Source organism: Amycolatopsis sp. NPDC114484, from assembly GCF_055633755.1.
Genome location: NZ_JBVKDQ010000008.1, coordinates 245819 through 262201, shown reverse-complemented (window position 1 = coordinate 262201; position 16383 = coordinate 245819). Strand labels below are relative to the sequence as shown.

Annotated in this window: 11 protein-coding genes; 2 read left to right on the top strand and 9 right to left on the bottom strand. The window is 70.3% G+C overall.

Translation table 11 applies throughout. From position 1 onward, the window contains the following. Window positions 1-254: 254 nt before the first annotated feature. Genes ACZ7SW_RS21890 through ACZ7SW_RS21870 form a run of 5 tightly spaced genes read right to left on the bottom strand, consistent with a single transcriptional unit; the run spans window position 255 to window position 5759 of the window. Window positions 255-1535 (bottom strand): DUF58 domain-containing protein, encoded by a 1281-nt coding sequence (locus tag ACZ7SW_RS21890; RefSeq protein ID WP_470232250.1) that lies wholly within the window; start codon window positions 1533-1535, stop codon window positions 255-257. Continuing rightward, window positions 1536-2486, bottom strand: a complete 951-nt coding sequence (locus ACZ7SW_RS21885) for an AAA family ATPase (RefSeq protein ID WP_470232328.1) — start codon at window positions 2484-2486, stop codon at window positions 1536-1538. Window positions 2487-2497: 11 nt separating this feature from the next. After that, entirely contained in the window at window positions 2498-3637 is a 1140-nt protein-coding gene (locus ACZ7SW_RS21880; RefSeq protein ID WP_470232249.1) for a DUF4350 domain-containing protein, read from the bottom strand. Next, window positions 3634-4269, bottom strand: coding sequence for a DUF4129 domain-containing protein (locus ACZ7SW_RS21875; RefSeq protein WP_470232248.1), 636 nt, complete (start codon window positions 4267-4269; stop codon window positions 3634-3636). Before ACZ7SW_RS21875 ends, ACZ7SW_RS21880 begins: the two co-directional genes overlap by 4 nt. Further along, complete coding sequence (locus ACZ7SW_RS21870; RefSeq protein ID WP_470232247.1) at window positions 4263-5759, bottom strand: DUF7847 domain-containing protein; 1497 nt, start codon at window positions 5757-5759, stop codon at window positions 4263-4265. The genes ACZ7SW_RS21875 and ACZ7SW_RS21870 overlap by 7 nt, the downstream gene beginning before the upstream one ends. A gap of 198 nt (window positions 5760-5957) precedes the next feature. Between ACZ7SW_RS21870 and ACZ7SW_RS21865 the strand changes: the two genes are divergently transcribed. Further along, a complete protein-coding gene (locus ACZ7SW_RS21865) occupies window positions 5958-7145 on the top strand; it encodes a neutral zinc metallopeptidase (RefSeq protein WP_470232246.1) in 1188 nt (395 codons plus the stop codon). A 145-nt stretch (window positions 7146-7290) separates the two neighbouring features. Here the strand turns inward: ACZ7SW_RS21865 and ACZ7SW_RS21860 are convergent, their stop codons facing one another. Continuing rightward, on the bottom strand, window positions 7291-7761 hold the full coding sequence (locus ACZ7SW_RS21860; RefSeq protein WP_470232245.1) for a hypothetical protein: 471 nt from the start codon (window positions 7759-7761) through the stop codon (window positions 7291-7293). Window positions 7762-8168: 407 nt separating this feature from the next. Next, window positions 8169-9251: a potassium channel family protein gene (locus ACZ7SW_RS21855; RefSeq protein ID WP_344288523.1), complete on the bottom strand. Its 1083-nt coding sequence runs from the start codon at window positions 9249-9251 to the stop codon at window positions 8169-8171. Between the two features lie 106 nt (window positions 9252-9357). Here ACZ7SW_RS21855 and ACZ7SW_RS21850 point away from each other — a divergent pair, with 106 nt between their 5' ends. Further along, complete coding sequence (locus ACZ7SW_RS21850; protein WP_470232244.1) at window positions 9358-9741, top strand: DoxX family protein; 384 nt, start codon at window positions 9358-9360, stop codon at window positions 9739-9741. Window positions 9742-9744: 3 nt separating this feature from the next. Here the strand turns inward: ACZ7SW_RS21850 and ACZ7SW_RS21845 are convergent, their stop codons facing one another. Both ACZ7SW_RS21845 and ACZ7SW_RS21840 read right to left on the bottom strand, forming a co-directional pair. After that, on the bottom strand, window positions 9745-13143 hold the full coding sequence (locus ACZ7SW_RS21845) for an ATP-dependent helicase (RefSeq protein ID WP_470232243.1): 3399 nt from the start codon (window positions 13141-13143) through the stop codon (window positions 9745-9747). Beyond that, window positions 13140-16313 carry an ATP-dependent helicase gene (locus ACZ7SW_RS21840; protein WP_470232327.1) on the bottom strand — a complete coding sequence of 1058 codons (3174 nt, stop codon included), beginning with the start codon at window positions 16311-16313 and terminating at the stop codon, window positions 13140-13142. Before ACZ7SW_RS21840 ends, ACZ7SW_RS21845 begins: the two co-directional genes overlap by 4 nt. Window positions 16314-16383 lie beyond the last annotated feature (70 nt).

Sequence of the window (16383 nt, the reverse complement as noted above, 5' to 3'; positions counted from 1 at the left end):
CCCGGCGCGGTATCCGATCCTGCCGGTAATAGAGGTAGCGCTCGGCGTTCGGCATGCTCGGCAATGCCACCAGCATCCGGGCCTGTCTCGTCAGCGCCCGCAAGGCGACGGTATTCCGCTCCACCGCTTCCAAAGCGGGCTGGGCCCCGAGGTCGACCGCGACGAACAACAGCTCAGCGCCGGTGCGCGCCCCGGAGTCAGCGTCGATAGTCACTCGCTTCATCCTGCCGCACCCAATCGCGGCCGGGTACCGCTTACAGGCGTCCCGCCGCCTTCAACGCCAGGTAGCGGTCGGCGAGAGCAGGCGGCAATTCCTCCGGAACCGCATCCACCACGCCGACCCCGTGCCGCGTCAGCCAAGCCACCGACGACTCCCGGCCCGCCAGCGCGCGTTCCGCCGCGGCAGCGTCGTAAACCGCCTCCGCCGAGCCCCGCGAAGCCGCCATTTCCGCGACCCTCGGATCCGCCACCGACGCGACCAGCACCTCGTGCCGAGCCGTCAACGAACCCAGCACCGGGAACAGGCCCTCCTCCAACGGCGCCGGTTCCAGCCCGGTCAACAGCACCACCAACGCCCGCCGCCGGGTCCGCCGCAGCACCTCCGCCACCATCCCCCGCGCGTCCGTCTCCACCAGTGACGGTTCGATCGTGGCCAGGGCGTTCACCAAAGACGGCGTCGAAGCGTTCGGGACGGAAGCCCGCACACGACGGTCGTAAGCCACCAGATCGACCCGGTCCCCGGCCCGGGAAGCCAACGCGGCCAGCAAAAGCGCCGCGTCCATCGCCGCGTCCAGTCGCGGTGCGTCGCCGACCCGTCCAGCCGAGACACGGCCGGTGTCCAGCACCAGCACCACTTGCCGGTCGCGTTCCGGACGCCACGTTCGCACCATCACGTCCGAAGCGCGGGCCGTCGCACGCCAGTCGATCGACCGGACGTCGTCGCCGATCACGTATTCGCGGAGGGAGTCGAATTCCGTTCCCTGGCCCCGGATCAACACGGCATTGCGGCCGTCCAGCTGCTGCAGCCGAGCGAGCCGCGAAGGCAGGTGTTTGCGGCTGTGGAACGGAGGCAGCACGCGAACCGCCCACGGCACCTCGTGCGAACCCTGCCGCGCGGCCAATCCCAGCGGGCCCACCGCGCGCACGGTCACCCGCGCTGCGATGCGGTCGCCGCGGCGGGTCGGGAGCAGTGGCGTGACGAGAGCACGCCGTTCGCCCGACGGAACCACCAACGCGTGCCGGTCGTCGGCACCGGCGCTCGGCGGCCAGGCGTCGCGCAGGGAGCCGCGAACGGTGCGCCCGCCGGGGTTCGTCACGGTCAGCGTGACTTCGGCAGGTTCCCCCAGCCGGACGGAAGTGGTGCCACTGCGCGAAAACCGCAGCGCTCGCACACTCCCGGCCAGCACGAGGTCCACGACGACCAGCACCAGCAGCACCGCGAGCACAATCGCGACGCCGGTGCCGGACGGGAACAGCAGCCCGACCACCAGCGCCCCGAGGAGCGCCAGCAGCCCGAGCCGCCCGGTGACTGCCATCTAGCGCGGCACCGGCACGGAGGCCAGCACCCGGTCGAGGACGCCGTCCGCGGTCACGCCTTCGAGTTCGGCTTCGGGCCGCACGTCGAGACGGTGCCGGAGCGCAGGACGGGCGAGCGCTTTGACGTCGTCCGGCGTCGCGTAATCCCGTCCGGACAGCCAGGCCCACGCGCGCGTCACGGCGAGCAAAGCCGTTGCGCCACGCGGAGAAACACCGATGCGCACCGCCGGGAGTTCACGCGTCGCGCGGCAGAGGTCGACGACGTAGCCGATCACTTCCGGGCCGACTGTCACCTTCGCGACCGCTTCCCTCGCGGCGGCGAGCTCCGCCGCGCCAGCGACCGGACGCACACCTGCGGCGGTGAGGTTTCGCGGGTCGAAACCCTGTGCGTGCCGCCAAAGAATGCCGATTTCGTCCTCACGCGACGGTGCCGGCATGGTCAGCTTCAACAGGAACCGGTCCAGTTGCGCCTCGGGCAACGGGTAGGTGCCTTCGTACTCCACCGGGTTCTGCGTCGCGATCACCACGAACGGATCCGGCAGCGGCCGCGAAGTGCCGTCGATCGACACCTGCCGCTCCTCCATCGCCTCCAGCAGCGACGACTGCGTCTTCGGCGGCGTCCGGTTGATTTCGTCCGCCAGCAGCAGATTCGTGAACACCGGGCCTTCGCGGAAGGAGAACTCGCCGCTGTGCGCGTCGTACACAATGGACCCGGTGACGTCGCCCGGCATCAGGTCCGGCGTGAACTGCACGCGCGTCGTCTTCAAGTCCAGCGACGCCGCCAAAGCCCGCACCAGCAACGTTTTCGCGACGCCGGGCACGCCTTCCAGCAGCACGTGCCCCCGGCAGAGCAGCGCGAGGATGAGCCCGGTGACGGCCGCGTCGTTGCCGACCACGGCCTTCCCGACCTCGGTGCGCAACGCGATCAGGGCCGCCCGCGCGTCCTGCATCTGTTCGGTACTCAAGAACGCTCCACCTCTCGTTCCACCGCGTCAAGTTCGTCCGCCAGCCGCACCAGCGCCGCCTCATCGGACGGCGACGGGCCGTACAGCACCGCCCCGACCTCGTTCGGCGCCCGGCCGGTCCGCGCGCTCACCGTCTCCACCACTGCGGGCGGGCCGGCGTCGCGCGGCAATCCCAATCTCTTCCGCAACCGCGTCCTGGCCGCCTCGCGCAAGGTTTCCGCCGCGTGCCCGGTCGCGCCGCCCCGCCGGTACAGCCGGGCCCGGCCCTCCGCTGTCTCCGCCGACCGCACGACCACCGGCAGCGGTTCGCGCACCACCGGACCGAGCCGCCGCGCGCGCCACAGCGCGAAAAGCACGATCGCGATTCCCGCGGTCAGCGCGCCGTAGCGCCAGCCAGGCGGGATCAGGTCGACGAACGGCTTCTTGTCGCCAGCCAGCGCGGGGTCCTCTGTGGACGGTACGTACCAGGTCAGCTGCCGGTGATCGCCGAGAAGCCGCATGCCGAACGCCGCGTTGCCTTCCTTGGCGATCTGGTCGTTGGTGAACGCGTCCGCGGCGCCGAGCACAGTCACGGTGCCGGTCCGGTCGGCCAACTGCACGAAACTCGGTTCGCCACCGTCGCGGTAGCAGGTCCGCGCTGTCTTGTCGTCCGTGCGGTAATGGCGTCCGCCGAGCGTGACCGATCCCGCGCTGACCGCCGCGCCGACCGTGCAACCCGGTTGCAGCGTAAGGACATCTCCCGTTCCCGTCGGCGAAACCGTCGGCGCGGCCATCCCGAGCGCAGTCGATCCGGGCGCGATGAGAACGAGGTGCGCGACCCGGCGGCGCAGATCAGCCAACCCGTTCGTCGGCACCAATTGCGGAGCGGTGATCAGCAAAGTTCCGCTGTCGGCGGCTTCGCGTGCCTCGGCGAGCGAATGCACCGCACGGATTTGAACGCCTTCCTGCTCCAGCAAATGCGCGAGGGCGTGGCTGCCGCGCGGTTCGTAGGAACCGGGGTCGAATTCGCCGCTGGTCTGCTCGCCGCGGCTGAGCACAATGGCCAGCGCGACGAGCACGATCAGCAGGAGAATCGCCAGCGGGATCCGGGCGCCACGCCAGATTCGGCGCAGATCCGGCGAAACAGCTGTGCTCATGCGTCCGCCAAAACCGGTCGCGCACGACGGACGCGTTCGTCCAATTCGGACAAACCGCGGTAACCGGCTTCGGTACCCGGCCGCCCGCCGTAGTGCACGTCGTCGAACTGCCGCGCGGCGGCCGTGAGCTCAACGGCGAGGTCCGGCAGGAACCTTCCGGCTTCGGCAACCGCCTCGTCCGCGGTCCGGCCCGAGCGGACGTCGAGCAGCGCGCGCTCTTCCATCCCCCGCACGAGCGCGCGGAACCGGTCCCGCACCGCGTCGGCGAAATCGCCGCGAGCGGCGGCTTCCTCGGCGGCTCTCCGGTACTCGTCGGCGGTTTGCCGCCGTCCGCTGAACACCTCGCCGGACGTTTTCGCGGACCGGCCGACCTTGCCCACCCGCAGCCGCACGACCACGATCAGCACGATCACCAGCGCCAGCACCAACAACAGACCGAGCGGGCCGCCGGGCACTCCGGACAACGAGTCCAACAGCTCGGAAATCCGCTGTCCGAGCCACTGCCAGACCCGCTCGAGAAAGCCCGGCTGCGCAGCCGCATAGGCCGGGTCGGTCAGTTCCTGGACCGCCCGCAGCCGGGCCGGGTCCCGGTCGATGTCGACCGGGACGTCGGCGAGAAAACCGATCACCACGCCTGCTGCGGCGGTTGCGGCGGCTGGATGCCCGCCGCCCTGGCCAGTTCGATGTCCATGCCCTCGCGGCGCATCCGCTGATCGATGTAGAGCACCACGGTGACCAGCGCGGTGAACGGCATGACGATCGTCTCCGCGATCACCTTGCCCACCGACTGCAGCACCAGCCCGCCGGTCGTCACCTTCGGCAGCGTCGCCTGCGGGTCGAAGATGCCGGTGAACGCGCCCGAGCCGAGATTGAACGGAATGCCGATGATCGCCGAGATCAGCCAGCTGATCACGCCCGCCAGCAGCAGAATCCCGAACACCCGCCAGAACATGCCCGCCACGAGCTGGCGCGACCGCGTGAACGCCTGTCCGATCGTGCCGCGTTCCAGCACCAGCGCGGGACCGGCGAGCGACCAGAACACGTACGGCAGCACGGCGGGCAGCAGGCAGAACGCCGCGGCGACGATCGTGGCCAGCGTGTACAGGATGGTGACCGCCAGCAGCGGCAGCAGCCGCGGCGCGGCCTCGCGCATCGCCGAACCGAAGTCGACCGAACGGCCGAGCACCGCCTTGCCCATCACCACGGTGAGGAAGCCGGTGAGGAAAGTCTGCGCCAGCATGGAGATCACCAGCACCGGCAGCAGCGAGGTGAGCGTGGAGCCCAGCAGGCTGTAGAGCGCGTCGAGCTGCTGTTGCTGCGTCGCGGCCGGGCCGAGCTGGGTGACCCGGTTGAAATCGGGCACCAGCCACAGCGACGCGGCGAGGTTCAGCCCCGCCGAGACCACCGCGACGATCGCGGACACCCCGAGGATCAGCAACGGGTACCGGCGGATCGCGGTGATCGCGCCGTCGAGGATGTCGCCGACGTTCAACGGGCGCAACGCGATCACGCCCGGTTTGCCCAGCCCGTTCGGACTCCAGCCGGCACCGGGACGGCCGCCGCCGGGGTACTGCGGAAGCGGTTGCTGGCCCGGGGATTGCCATTGACCGCCGCCCGCGGGAGGCGGCGTCGCGCCGGGCGGAGGGAACGCGCCGGGCTGCTCCGGAGTGGCGCCAGCCGGGTTCGCGCCGCTCGGAGACGAAAACACCCCGGCCGAGGTTTCGCTGCCTGGTGCCGCGCTTGCCGGATTCTCACCGGCCGAAGGCGAAGCCGCGCCAGCCGGGTTCTGCCCACCTGGCTGCGCCGTCGAGCCAGCCGGGTTCGCGCCAGCCGGACTTGCCCAGCCCGGCTGCGGCGTCGCGCCAGCCGCGTTTTCGCTGGCAGGCGACGGATTCGCGCCAGCCGGACCGTCCGAGGCAGCCTGGTGCTCCCCGGACGAAGCGGAGTTTTCGCTGGCGGACGACGAAATTCCGGCGCTCGTGCCGGACGGCGAGGACGAGGTGTCCGTTTCGCCGGTCTCCGGCGGAGTGGCGGCGGACGCGCCCGGGTCGGGGCTCGCGAAGCCCCGGCTCGGCGTAGGCGTGTCGTCCCCCGGCCCGGGCGAACCGGGTGAGTTTGTCATCGGAGCCCCTCGTTTGCACGGCCCTGCGGTTGCTGCCGTCACTCTTCCAGAGCCGTCCGCACCCGGCCAGACCTGGGGGGACGTCCGGGCGCGGAGGCAGTCCGGCGAAGTGCTGCGGCGCGCCGGGCATCCCCCGATATGCTGAACGGCAAGCCGGGGGACGCCCGGCCCGCGCCGAGACCCACCGGGACTGCCCTGATGACGCAACCGCCCTACGGCCAGGTGCCGCCACGCGGGACCGTTCAACCGCCGCCGGTGCCGGGTCAAGGACCGGTGCCGCCGGGCCAGTACCCGGGTCAGGCGCAAGGTCCGTACCAGGCACAGCCGGGACAAGGGCCGTACCAGGGACAGCAGCCGCCGTATCAGGGCCCGCCGCCGCAGGGGCCGCCGTGGCAGCAGCCGCCGCCGTCCTATCCGGTGCCGCCGCGCAAACCGACCGGTCTGATCGTCGGCCTGTGCCTCGGCGCGGTCGCGGTGCTGGCGCTGGGCGTCGTGGCGATCGTTTCGCTGAACCGCGGGTCGGGTCCGAGCAACGCGGGCTACCAGGCCGCGCCGCCCTCGCCGACGTCCGCCTACGAACTGCCGCCCACCAGCGGCTCGTCCACCGCTTCGAGCGCGCCGACCAGCCCGACGGAAAGCCCGAGCACCTCCGCCAGCGCGGGCCCGCACAAGATCCTCAAGCTGGCCGACCACCCGATCCTGCAGGACCGCAACGCCGGTCTCCAGAATCTCGTCTGCAATCTTCCGCAGTGGACGAGCACGCAGGACGGCGCGGAAGCGTTCTTCACCGCCGCGAGCAAATGCCTCGACGCGGCGTGGGGCCCGTTCCTCGAGTCCTACAACCTGCCGTTCACGCCGCCCGCGCTGCACTTCCCGACCGGGCCGAGCTTCGACACCGAATGCGGCACCATCCAGGTCGGCATCGCCACCGCGGCGTACTACTGCGAGAACAACCTGTACGTCCCGTTCAAGGGCCTGCAGACCGACCAGTACGGCAACAACCCCGGGGTCTACCTGGCACTGTTCGCCCACGAGTACGGCCACCACGTGCAGGAAGTCGCGGGCATCATGGACGCCGCGTGGCAGAAGATCTACGCGGCGGGCCAGAACAGCCCCGAGGGCCTCGACATGTCGCGCCGCAAAGAACTACAGGCGCAGTGCTTCTCCGGAATGTTCCTCGGCGCGCACGTCGACCGCGGCGGCACGGTCACCCGCGACATGTACAACAAGGCCTGGAACGACCAGGAAACTCGCGGCGACAACACTTCCCGCAGTCACGATCACGGCACCAACGCGCACTACGCGCAGTGGTGGCGCGCCGGGGCGAAGGACAACCGGATCGCGGACTGCAACACCTTCGCCGCGTCCGCGTCGGACGTCAGCTGAGCTGGGTGCCACTGCGTTCGTAGTGGTTCGGCCTGGAAGGCTGTCTCCGGCGCGGGATCGGCACTACGGATGTAGTGGTTCACTGATTGCGCTGGATTTTGGCGCCGCGGCTGTAGTGATTTGACCAGCGCGGCCGGTGCGCGCGTCAGCTGAGCAGCGCGAGCTTGCCCGGACCGCGGATCACCAGGTAGGCGTACATCCCGCCGCAGAAGCAGGCGAACACCAACAGCGCCAGCGCGATCGGCGCGCGCAGGTCCTGCGAGCCCGCCGAGGTGTCCGGAGCGGTGACCGAGACGACGCCGCTGTCCGGAGCGTCGTCCGGGACCAGCACCTGGAGGTGCTCGTCCTTGCCGTGCCCGCAGCTGTCGAGCGAGCCCTGCCGCGGTTTGCCGCCGAGCTGGAACGAGACCGATTCGGCCGCCCCGGGAACCGAGCAGTCGACGGCCTTGGTGATCTGGGCGTCCACCGGCGCGCCCGCGGACTTCGCCTGGATGCCGAGCAGCCCCGGGCCGGCGAGCCACGCCAAGACCACGACGAGCACCCCGGCCGCGATCGGGATGCCCACCTGCAGCCACCGCTTGACGGGGCTCTTATGCGGAGGGTCGGAAACCTGCACGACGCTATGCTTCCAGATGCCGGGGGCAAAACCCAGTGAGGTGCCCGCGCACGGGGGACCTCGCCCGCCACCGCGCCCGTCACCGCGTGCGCCGCCACGTGCGCTACCTGCGCCAGCCGCCTCGCCCGTCACCGCGTGCGCCGCCGCGCCCGCCACCACGTGCGCCACCGCGCCAGCCATCTCGCCCGTCACCGCGTGCGCCGCCGCCCGCCCGCCGACCGGCCTGGCCCGAATGCCCCATTGAGTGCATCCCACGCACCCACTGAGGTTTTCTCAGCAGCAGCGGTGTGCGGCCCTGCTCCCGCAGCCGTCCGTGAAGGGCCGCCTGAGGGAATCAGATTCCCTCAGGCGGCCCTTCACGGACCTCCACAGCGCCGGACCGGAACCAGCCCGAACCCGGGCACACCTCAGCGTTCGATGTGATCGACCTGCGTGACCTTCTTGACGTACAGCAGCCGGTCCCCCGGCTCCAGCGCGTCCGCCTGCGGAGCGTCCACCCGGTAAAGCACCCCGTCCCGCACCACGCCGAGCACCGTGTCCGGCAGGTGCCGGGGCGATCCGCCCTCCTCGCTCGGCTCGATGGCGCGTTCGGCGATCGCCAGTCCGGATTCCGGCGTCAGCAGGTCCTCGACCATGTCCACTACAAGCGGAGTGGATGTCGCCATCCCGAGCAGCCGCCCCGCGGTCTCGCTCGACACCACGACCTGGTTCGCCCCGGACTGCTTCAGCAGGTGCACGTTCTCCGCCTCGCGCACCGACGCCACGATGTGCGCCTTCGGAGCCAGCTCGCGCGCGGTGAGGGTGACCAGCACGGCCGTGTCGTCGCGGTTCGGCGCGACCACCACGGCGCGGGCGTGCTGCACGCCCGCGACCCGCAGGACGTCCGCCCTGGTCGCCGATCCGTGCACGGTCACGAGGCCGAGCGCGCTCGCCGCGTCCAGCGCCTGCTGGTCGGTGTCGACGACCACCACGCGGTTGGCCTGCACCTCCTCGTCGCCGAGCAGCGCGTTGACCGCCGAGCGGCCCTTCGTGCCGAAACCGACGACGACGGTGTGGTCACGCACCTTCGTCCTCCACTTCTGGATTTTGAACGCCTGCCGGGAGCGCTCGGTGAGCACTTCCAGGGTGGTCCCGACGAGGACGATGAGGAAAAGGACCCGCAGCGGCGTGATCACGATGACGTTCACCAGCCGCGCGGACGCGGTGGCCGGGGCGATGTCGCCGTAGCCGGTGGTCGAGAGGGAAACTGTCGCGTAATAGAGCGAGTCGAGCAGCGAGAGGCCGTCGCCGTTGGCGTCGCGGTAGCCGTCCCGGTCGAGGTAGACGATCAGCACCGTGGCGAGCAGCGCCAGCAGCGCGCCGATGATCCGCTTGACGATCGCCCGCATCGGGCTGACTGTCAGCTCCGGCATCCGGATCACGCCGACGAGCTCGTGGTCGGGCCGGTCGTTCAACCGGACGTTCAGGGGCAGCCGTTTCAAGGCCTTCATGCACCGGCTCCCCGCGCGCGTTCGGCGTCACTCACAGCCGGGAGGATAACCCAATCGGAGCACCCGCACACCCGTCACGGCGATCATGCTGTGGCAGGCTTGCCGCATGTCCGAGCCTCGCGCGTCGCAACGTCCGGCCCATCTTCTCGCCGCTCTCCTCGCCGGGGCGGGCGTCCTGCACTTCGCCCGGCCGAAGCCGTTCGACGCGCTGGTCCCGAAGGAGTTGCCCGGTGACCGGCGCACCTGGACCTACGCCTCGGGCGCCGCCGAGTTGACCGTCGCCGCCGGGATCGCGTTGCCGCGCACGCGTCGGCTGGGCGGGCTGGCGGCGGCGCTGCTGTTCGTCGGGGTGTTCCCGGGGAACGTGAAGATGGCGCTGGACTGTCAGCGACGCGGCCGTCCGGCGCGTGATCGCGCGGTGGCGTGGCTGCGGTTGCCCATGCAGTGGCCGTTGGTGAGCTGGGCGTTGACCGTCCGCGATCGGGCCTGACTCCTACTCCTGAGGAACGTTGCGCAGCAAGGCGCGCAGGCCTTCCGCGTCCAGCAGATCGGCCGGGCGCAGCGTGTGTCCAGATCGGACATAGTGGAAGGCCGCGCGCACCCGTTCCACCGGGACCTTCTTCAGCGCTGCCCACGCCAATCGGTACGCGCCGAGCTGAACGGCCAATGCCGGCAACCGTTCTTCGGACGGGACGGAGCCGGTCTTCCAGTCCACCACTGTCCAGCCGCCGTCGGGATCCGCGTACACCGCGTCCATCCGGCCGCGCAGGGTGATGCCTTCGACGTCCGCGGAGAACGGCACCTCGACGGCCACCGGGACGCGGTCGGACCATTCGCTGTTCTCGAAAGCTTCTTGCAGGGCTTCGAAATCGGTGTCCGGAGCCTCGCCGACGTCGGCCGCGCCGGGAAGGTCGTCGATCTCCAGCAGCCGGTCGCCGGAGAAGCGTTGCTCCAACCAGCTGTGGAATGCGGTGCCGCGGCGAGCGAAGGTGTTGGGCGGCAACGGAAGCGGGCGACGCAGGCGTTGCGCCAGCGCGTCCGCATCGGACGCCAGGTCCACCAGCTGGCTCACGCTCAGCTGCGCGGGCAGCGCAACACGATCCACTGTGGACTGTGAGCGGGCGCGTTCGGCGAGGAGAACGTCGGTGTCGGCGGCCCAGCCGTCCGGGTCTTCCGGGTCGATGACGTCCTCGTCGTCTTCGAAGTCGTCTGGCAGGTACTCCTCTTCGTCCTCGGGTTCCGGCGGCAGCGGGATTTCGTCGTCGTCGGCTGCCGGGAGAGGTTCCGCTTCGGGTTCCGGCTCGGATTCGGCCTTGGCCTCCGGCTCGGGTTCTTCTTCCAGGGCGGCCATTTCCGCCCGCAGCAGATCCACCCCGGTGGCGACGCCGGACCGCCGGTCGCCCAGCGGATCCACCGGCCACTTCGCCGTCCGGGAGTCCGCGACCAGCGGGTTCTCCTCGCCCTCGGCCGGTTCCTCCGCCCAGACGTCCACCACGCCCAGCGGCGGATCGGACTCGCCCATCACCTCGGCGATCTCGGACAAGAAGATCGACGGCCCTTTAGCGCGCGTGCTGCTTTCGTTCCACCAATGCCCGGAAACGAGCAACGCGCGCTCCGAACGGGTCAGCGCGACGTAACACAACCGTCGTTCCTCGTCGGCCTCGCGCGCGACGAACCCCTCCTCGTGCAGTTCCAGGGCTTCCTGCACTTCCTTGCGGTCATAGCCTTCCGCGACCTGCAGCTTCGGCAGGTCCGCCGCGTCACCGCGCAAATGCGCGGGCAGCGCGGTAGAGGTGCGCAACCACGACGACGAACGCCGCTTGCCCGGAAACACCTCGGCGACCAGATGCGGAACAGCTACGACTTCCCATTCCAGCCCCTTGGCCGAGTGCACAGTGAGCACCTGCACGCGGTCCGGAACCACCTGCACCTCGCCGGGCGTCAGACCGTCTTCCGCGTGCGCGGCGGTGTTCAGGTAGTCCACAAAGGACAACAGAGTCGCGGTCGGCGCGGTCTCCGCGTAATCGGTGACCACCTCAGCGAACGCGTCCAAATGCGCGCGGCCGGCCGATCCTGGACGGGCGAGCGATTCGACATCCAGCAACATCGTGCGTTCGACGTCCGCCACCAATTCCGGCAGCGATTGATCCAACCGGCGCCGCAACGCGGTCAATTCCGCACCCAGCCGGCGAATTCGGCGGTACCCCTCCGCGGAGTAACGCTCGGGCGCACCGGGTTCGTCGACAGCGTCGATCAGCCCGGCCTGTTCCGCGCGTTCGGCGACCAGCTCCGGTTCCTCGCCCTCCTGTGCACGCGGCTCGGGCGAGGTGAGTTCGTTGGCCCGCCGCCACAACGCCGCGACGTCGGCCGCCGCGATCCGCCAGCGCGCACCCGTAAGCAACCGAGCCGCCGCGCTGCCGGCCAGCGGATCGGCGAGCACGCGCAGCGTGGAAACTAGGTCGGCGACCTCCGGTTCGTCCAGCAATCCGCCGAGTCCCACGACCTCCACTGGCAGCCCGCGCATCCGCATTTCCGCCGCGATCGGGGCCATGTCCGCACGTCGGCGCACCAGCACCGCTGCGGTCGGCGGCTTGCCGGTCTCCTCTTTCTCCGCGTGCCAGCGCCGCGCCATCGCGTCGGCGACCCACTCGCGTTCCGCGCGCACATCCGGCAGCAACGCGACCGCGATGTCCGCCGGACCGGCACCGTCGCGCGCCCGAAGCCGTTCGACGCCGAGCCCGCGCTGCCGCAACGGTTCCGAGATCGCGTTGGCCAGCTCCAGGATTTCCGGCGGATTGCGGAAGCTCGTGAGCAGCCCGAATTCGTGCGCGGTCTCCAGCCGTTCCTCGCGTCGGCGTGGGAAGTCCGTAGTGAACCGGGGCAGGTTCGCCGCGCTCGCACCGCGCCAGCCGTAAATCGCCTGCGCCGGGTCGCCCACCGCGGTCACCGGCATCGGCGGATGATCCACGCCGCCGAACAACGACCTCAGCAACACTCGCTGTGCGTGCCCGGTGTCCTGGTATTCGTCCAGCAGCACGGCCCCATAACGCTCGCGCTCCCCCGCGACCACCGCCGGATATCCGTCCGCGAGCTGCGCGGCCAGCGACATCTGGTCCGCGAAATCCAGCGCGCCTTCCGCGCGTTTGCGCCGGTGGTAATCCTCGACCAACGGCAGCAACGCGAGCCGAAACCGTTGCGCTGCCAGCACGTCCTGCAGCTTCACCGGCAGCGACGCGCGCTGCCCTTTCGCCCGCGGAGCGTTTTCGATGACCTCGCACAGCCATTCGGTGTACTGCCCGAGCTTTTCCGTCGAGATCAGATGCTCGCCAAGTTCACCGGCAAGCGCGAGCAACTGCGCGGTAACCGTCGGCGGTACGCGGTCAGTGTCCAGGTCATTGTCCCAAGTGGACACCACCCGATGCGCCAGCTGCCACGACGAAGTCTCCGACAACAACCGGACGCCAGGCTGCACCGGAAGCCGCAACCCGTGTTCCGACAGCAACCGTCCTGCGTACGCGTGATAGGTCAGCACAGTCGGCTCACCCGCGACCACAGTGGACCGCAACGCGCCTGACGGATCAATCCGCTCCAGCAGCCCCGAACCAGCGAGCCGCCGCAGCCGCGCCCGGACCCGCTCGCCGAGCTGACGCGCGGCTTTCCGGGTGAAGGTCAGGCCGAGCACCCGCTCCGGGCTCACGATTCCGTTGGCCACCAGCCAGACCACGCGCGCGGCCATGGTTTCGGTCTTCCCCGCGCCCGCGCCCGCGACGACCAGCGACGGCTCGACCGGCGACGCGATCACGGTCGCCTGCTCGGGCGTCGGACGGTGCAACCCCAGTGCGTCAGCGATTTCCGCGGGTCCGACGGGGTTGGCGAGAACCACCGGGCTCACGGTCCGGTCACCTGACGCCCTTCCGGACGCAACGGGCAGCAACCGCGCGCCGGGCACCGGTCGCAGTCGGCGTTCTCGTGCGCCTGATAGTCCGGACCGACCGCGGCGGCCGCGGCCGACCGCACGAGTTCCAGCCACTCGCGTCCGCTGTCCTCGTCCATCGGCGGCTGATCCCGTTGCGTAGCACCGGTTTTGTTGTTCCCCTTGGCCACGTAGACGAGTTTCGCGCCGCCGGGCGTGTTCTTGCCCTCGACCGCGCCCAGCAACACCGCCAACTGGTACGCCGCGAGCTGCGGGTGCTTTTCCGCGTCCGCGCCGGACACCGGAACCTTGCCGGTCTTGATGTCCACGATCACCGGACGGCCGTCCTTGTCCATCTCGACCCGGTCGACGCGCCCGCGCAGCAGCACGCGCACCTCTTCGTCGCCCATCGGCAACTCGACCTCGATGTCCTGCTCGACCCCGGCTTCAATCAGCTCCTGCCGCGACTTTTCCAGCCACGACACGAAGTTGCGCAGCATGAGCTCCACCCGGGACCGTTCACGCCGGGAAAACCACGGCGCGCCAGCGTCCACCCGAACCCACGCTTCGTCCAGCGCGGCCTGGATCTGCTCCTCGGTACTTCCGCCCGCGATCGCCTGCGCCAGGCCGTGCACGAGAGTTCCGGTCACCGCCGCCAACTGCGCCGGATCGCTGCCGCCGTGCCGTTCGATCAGCCAGCGCAGCGGGCACTTCACCAGAATCTCCACAGTGGACGGCGAGATTCGCATGAGGTCGCCGGGCCCATGCACCGGATCCTCGGTGGACGCTTCCATCAACCCGTACCAAGTGTCCGGATGCGCACCTGGCACCCCAGCGGCGGCCAGCCGGGCAAGCTGCTTCGCCGCCCGCTGCCGCCGCTCCGGGTCCGACTTGTCGTCGCACACGACCTCGCGCAGCTCGCCGACCAATTCAGCCAGCACGAGCGATCGGCCCGGCGGCTTCATCCGGGAGTCGAGCATGCCGTCGTCGGCGCCGTTCTCCTCAAGGTCGTCGAGAAATCGGGACGGCTGCTCGTCTTCCCCGGCCACCGCGGTCACCAGCAGAGTCCGGCGCGCCCGGCTCGCCGCGAGGTAGAACAACCGCCGCTCCTCGGCGAGGATCGGCGCGATCGCGGACACCTTGTCGTGTTCGTCCACTCCGGACAGCAAGTCGACTAGCCGCTCCACGCCCAGCAGCGATCCGCGCAGCCGCATATCAGGCCACGCGCCCTCCTGCACTCCGGCGACCGCGACGACCGTCCACTCGCGACCCGCCGACGCGTGCGCGGTGAGCAGCGAAACCCCTTCACCCGGAATAGCCGCCGGAGCGAGCGTGTCCCCCGCGATGTTCTGCGACGACAGGTAATCCGCGAACGCCGCGACACTCGCCTTCGGCAACCGGTCGGCGTAGCGGCCCGCCGAATCGAACAACGCCACCACGGCGTCCAGGTCACGGTCAGCCTGCGCACCCAGCGAACCGCCGCGATCCACCAACCGCAGCAACCGTTCCTGCTGTCCGCTTGCCTGCCACAGCTCCCACAGCACCTGCTCGACGCTTTCACCACGGCTCACCGCCTGGTGCGTGACGCTCAGCAGCTTGCCGACCCGACGGACCGGCAGCGCCTCGTTGTCCGCAAGACCGACGAGGATGTCCCCGCCCCGCAACGCTTCCACGAGCAGTTCGTCACTCGACCGCTGCCCGCCGCCAGCCAGCTCCAGCCGCCGAAGACCACGTCGCAGCCGCCGCAACGCCAACGGATCCGCCCCGCCAAGCGACGAGGACAGCAACATCTCCGCGATGTCGACGTCCAGCAGTTCCGGTTCCGCCGCGATCCGCAACACCGCCAGCAACGGCCGTACCGCGGTGTGTTTCGCCAACGGCAATTCCTCGGTAGCCGAGCCGATCGGCACGCCCGCCGCACGCAACGCGCGTTGCAGCACAAGGAACGTCCGTGCCGGAGACCGCACCAGCACCGCCATCTCCGACCACGGAACCCCGTCGACGAGATGCGCCCGGCGGAGCTGATCAGCAATCCAGCTCGCCTCCGCCGCCGGGGTCGGCATCAGCCGCACCCGCACCTTGCCCCCGCGTTTCCCTTGCGGGGTAACCAACTTCCGATGCGCCGAAGCACCAGGCAGCGTCGCACCGAGCTTCGCGACCGCCGCCCGGACAGTCGGAGCGAGCCGGTGCGACGCGGTCAGCATGACCGTCCGGTCGCCGTCATTGTCGGAATCGGCGAACAGTTTCGGGTCCGCGCCACGGAAAGAAAACACCGACTGGTCCGGATCGCCGGCCACCACGAACTCCTCCGCGGTGTGCCCGATCGTGCGGATCAGCTGCACCTGCAACGGATCCAGGTGATGCGCGTCGTCCACGAACAAATGCCGCACGCGGCCCCGTTCACGCTCGCGCAGCTCCTCGTCGTCCTCCAGCGCGAGCAACGCCGACGTCACCAGCTCGGCCGCGTCGAGCGCGGGAGCGGCGGGCAGGCCGAGCGCGTTTCCGCCAGCCCCCTGCAGCTGGGTGACCTCCTCGTACTGCGCCCAGAACTGCCCGGCGGCGACCCATTCCTCGCGGTCCTGGCGATGGCCGAGTTCAGTCAGATCCTCCGGGCCGAGCCCGCGCTCGGCCGCCCGCATCAGCAGGTCGCGCAGCTCCTCGGCGAACCCCGGCACGGTCAGCGCGGGACGCAACTGCTCCGGCCACCCGGTCGCGCCCTCCTCCAGGTCGCCCTCCAGCAGCTCACGCACGACCACGTCCTGCTCCGCCCCGGCCAGCAACCGCGGCGGCGGCAGTTCTTCGGCCCGAGCTTCCAGGCGCAGCAAGGAAAACGCGTACGAATGCACTGTGCGCACAAGCGGTTCACTCACCGTGCGCGGCAGCGAAGACTCCTGATCCGGGTCGGACACGAGCCGTCGCGTGAGGTCAGCCCGCAATGCGTCCGCCGCGCGGCGGGACGTCGTGAGCAGCAGCACGCTCTCCGGATCCGCCCCCTCCGCGATCCGGCGCGCGGCGGCGCTGGCGAGCAACGCCGTCTTGCCGGTACCCGGGCCGCCAAGCACGCGGCGGAATCCAGAAGGAGCCGACAGCAGCCGTCGAGCGTCCTCGTCCCAGGTGAACGTGGGTGCGGCGGGGACCGGCGGGCGCACCAGCCGCGCCTGTCCGTTCCCTGCTCTCCGCACGTGCACATCAGCGATGGAACCATGCCCGCTCACCCGG

What these genes read in the sequence shown, in the direction of transcription:
- ACZ7SW_RS21890 (WP_470232250.1), bottom strand. Translation starts at nt 1,535, where the DNA reads ATGGCAGTCACCGGGCGGCTCGGGCTGCTGGCGCTCCTCGGGGCGCTG.
- ACZ7SW_RS21885 (WP_470232328.1), bottom strand. Translation starts at nt 2,486, where the DNA reads ATGCAGGACGCGCGGGCGGCCCTGATCGCGTTGCGCACCGAGGTCGGG.
- ACZ7SW_RS21880 (WP_470232249.1), bottom strand. Translation starts at nt 3,637, where the DNA reads ATGAGCACAGCTGTTTCGCCGGATCTGCGCCGAATCTGGCGTGGCGCC.
- ACZ7SW_RS21870 (WP_470232247.1), bottom strand. Translation starts at nt 5,759, where the DNA reads ATGACAAACTCACCCGGTTCGCCCGGGCCGGGGGACGACACGCCTACG.
- ACZ7SW_RS21865 (WP_470232246.1), top strand. Translation starts at nt 5,958, where the DNA reads ATGACGCAACCGCCCTACGGCCAGGTGCCGCCACGCGGGACCGTTCAA.
- ACZ7SW_RS21855 (WP_344288523.1), bottom strand. Translation starts at nt 9,251, where the DNA reads ATGAAGGCCTTGAAACGGCTGCCCCTGAACGTCCGGTTGAACGACCGG.
- ACZ7SW_RS21850 (WP_470232244.1), top strand. Translation starts at nt 9,358, where the DNA reads ATGTCCGAGCCTCGCGCGTCGCAACGTCCGGCCCATCTTCTCGCCGCT.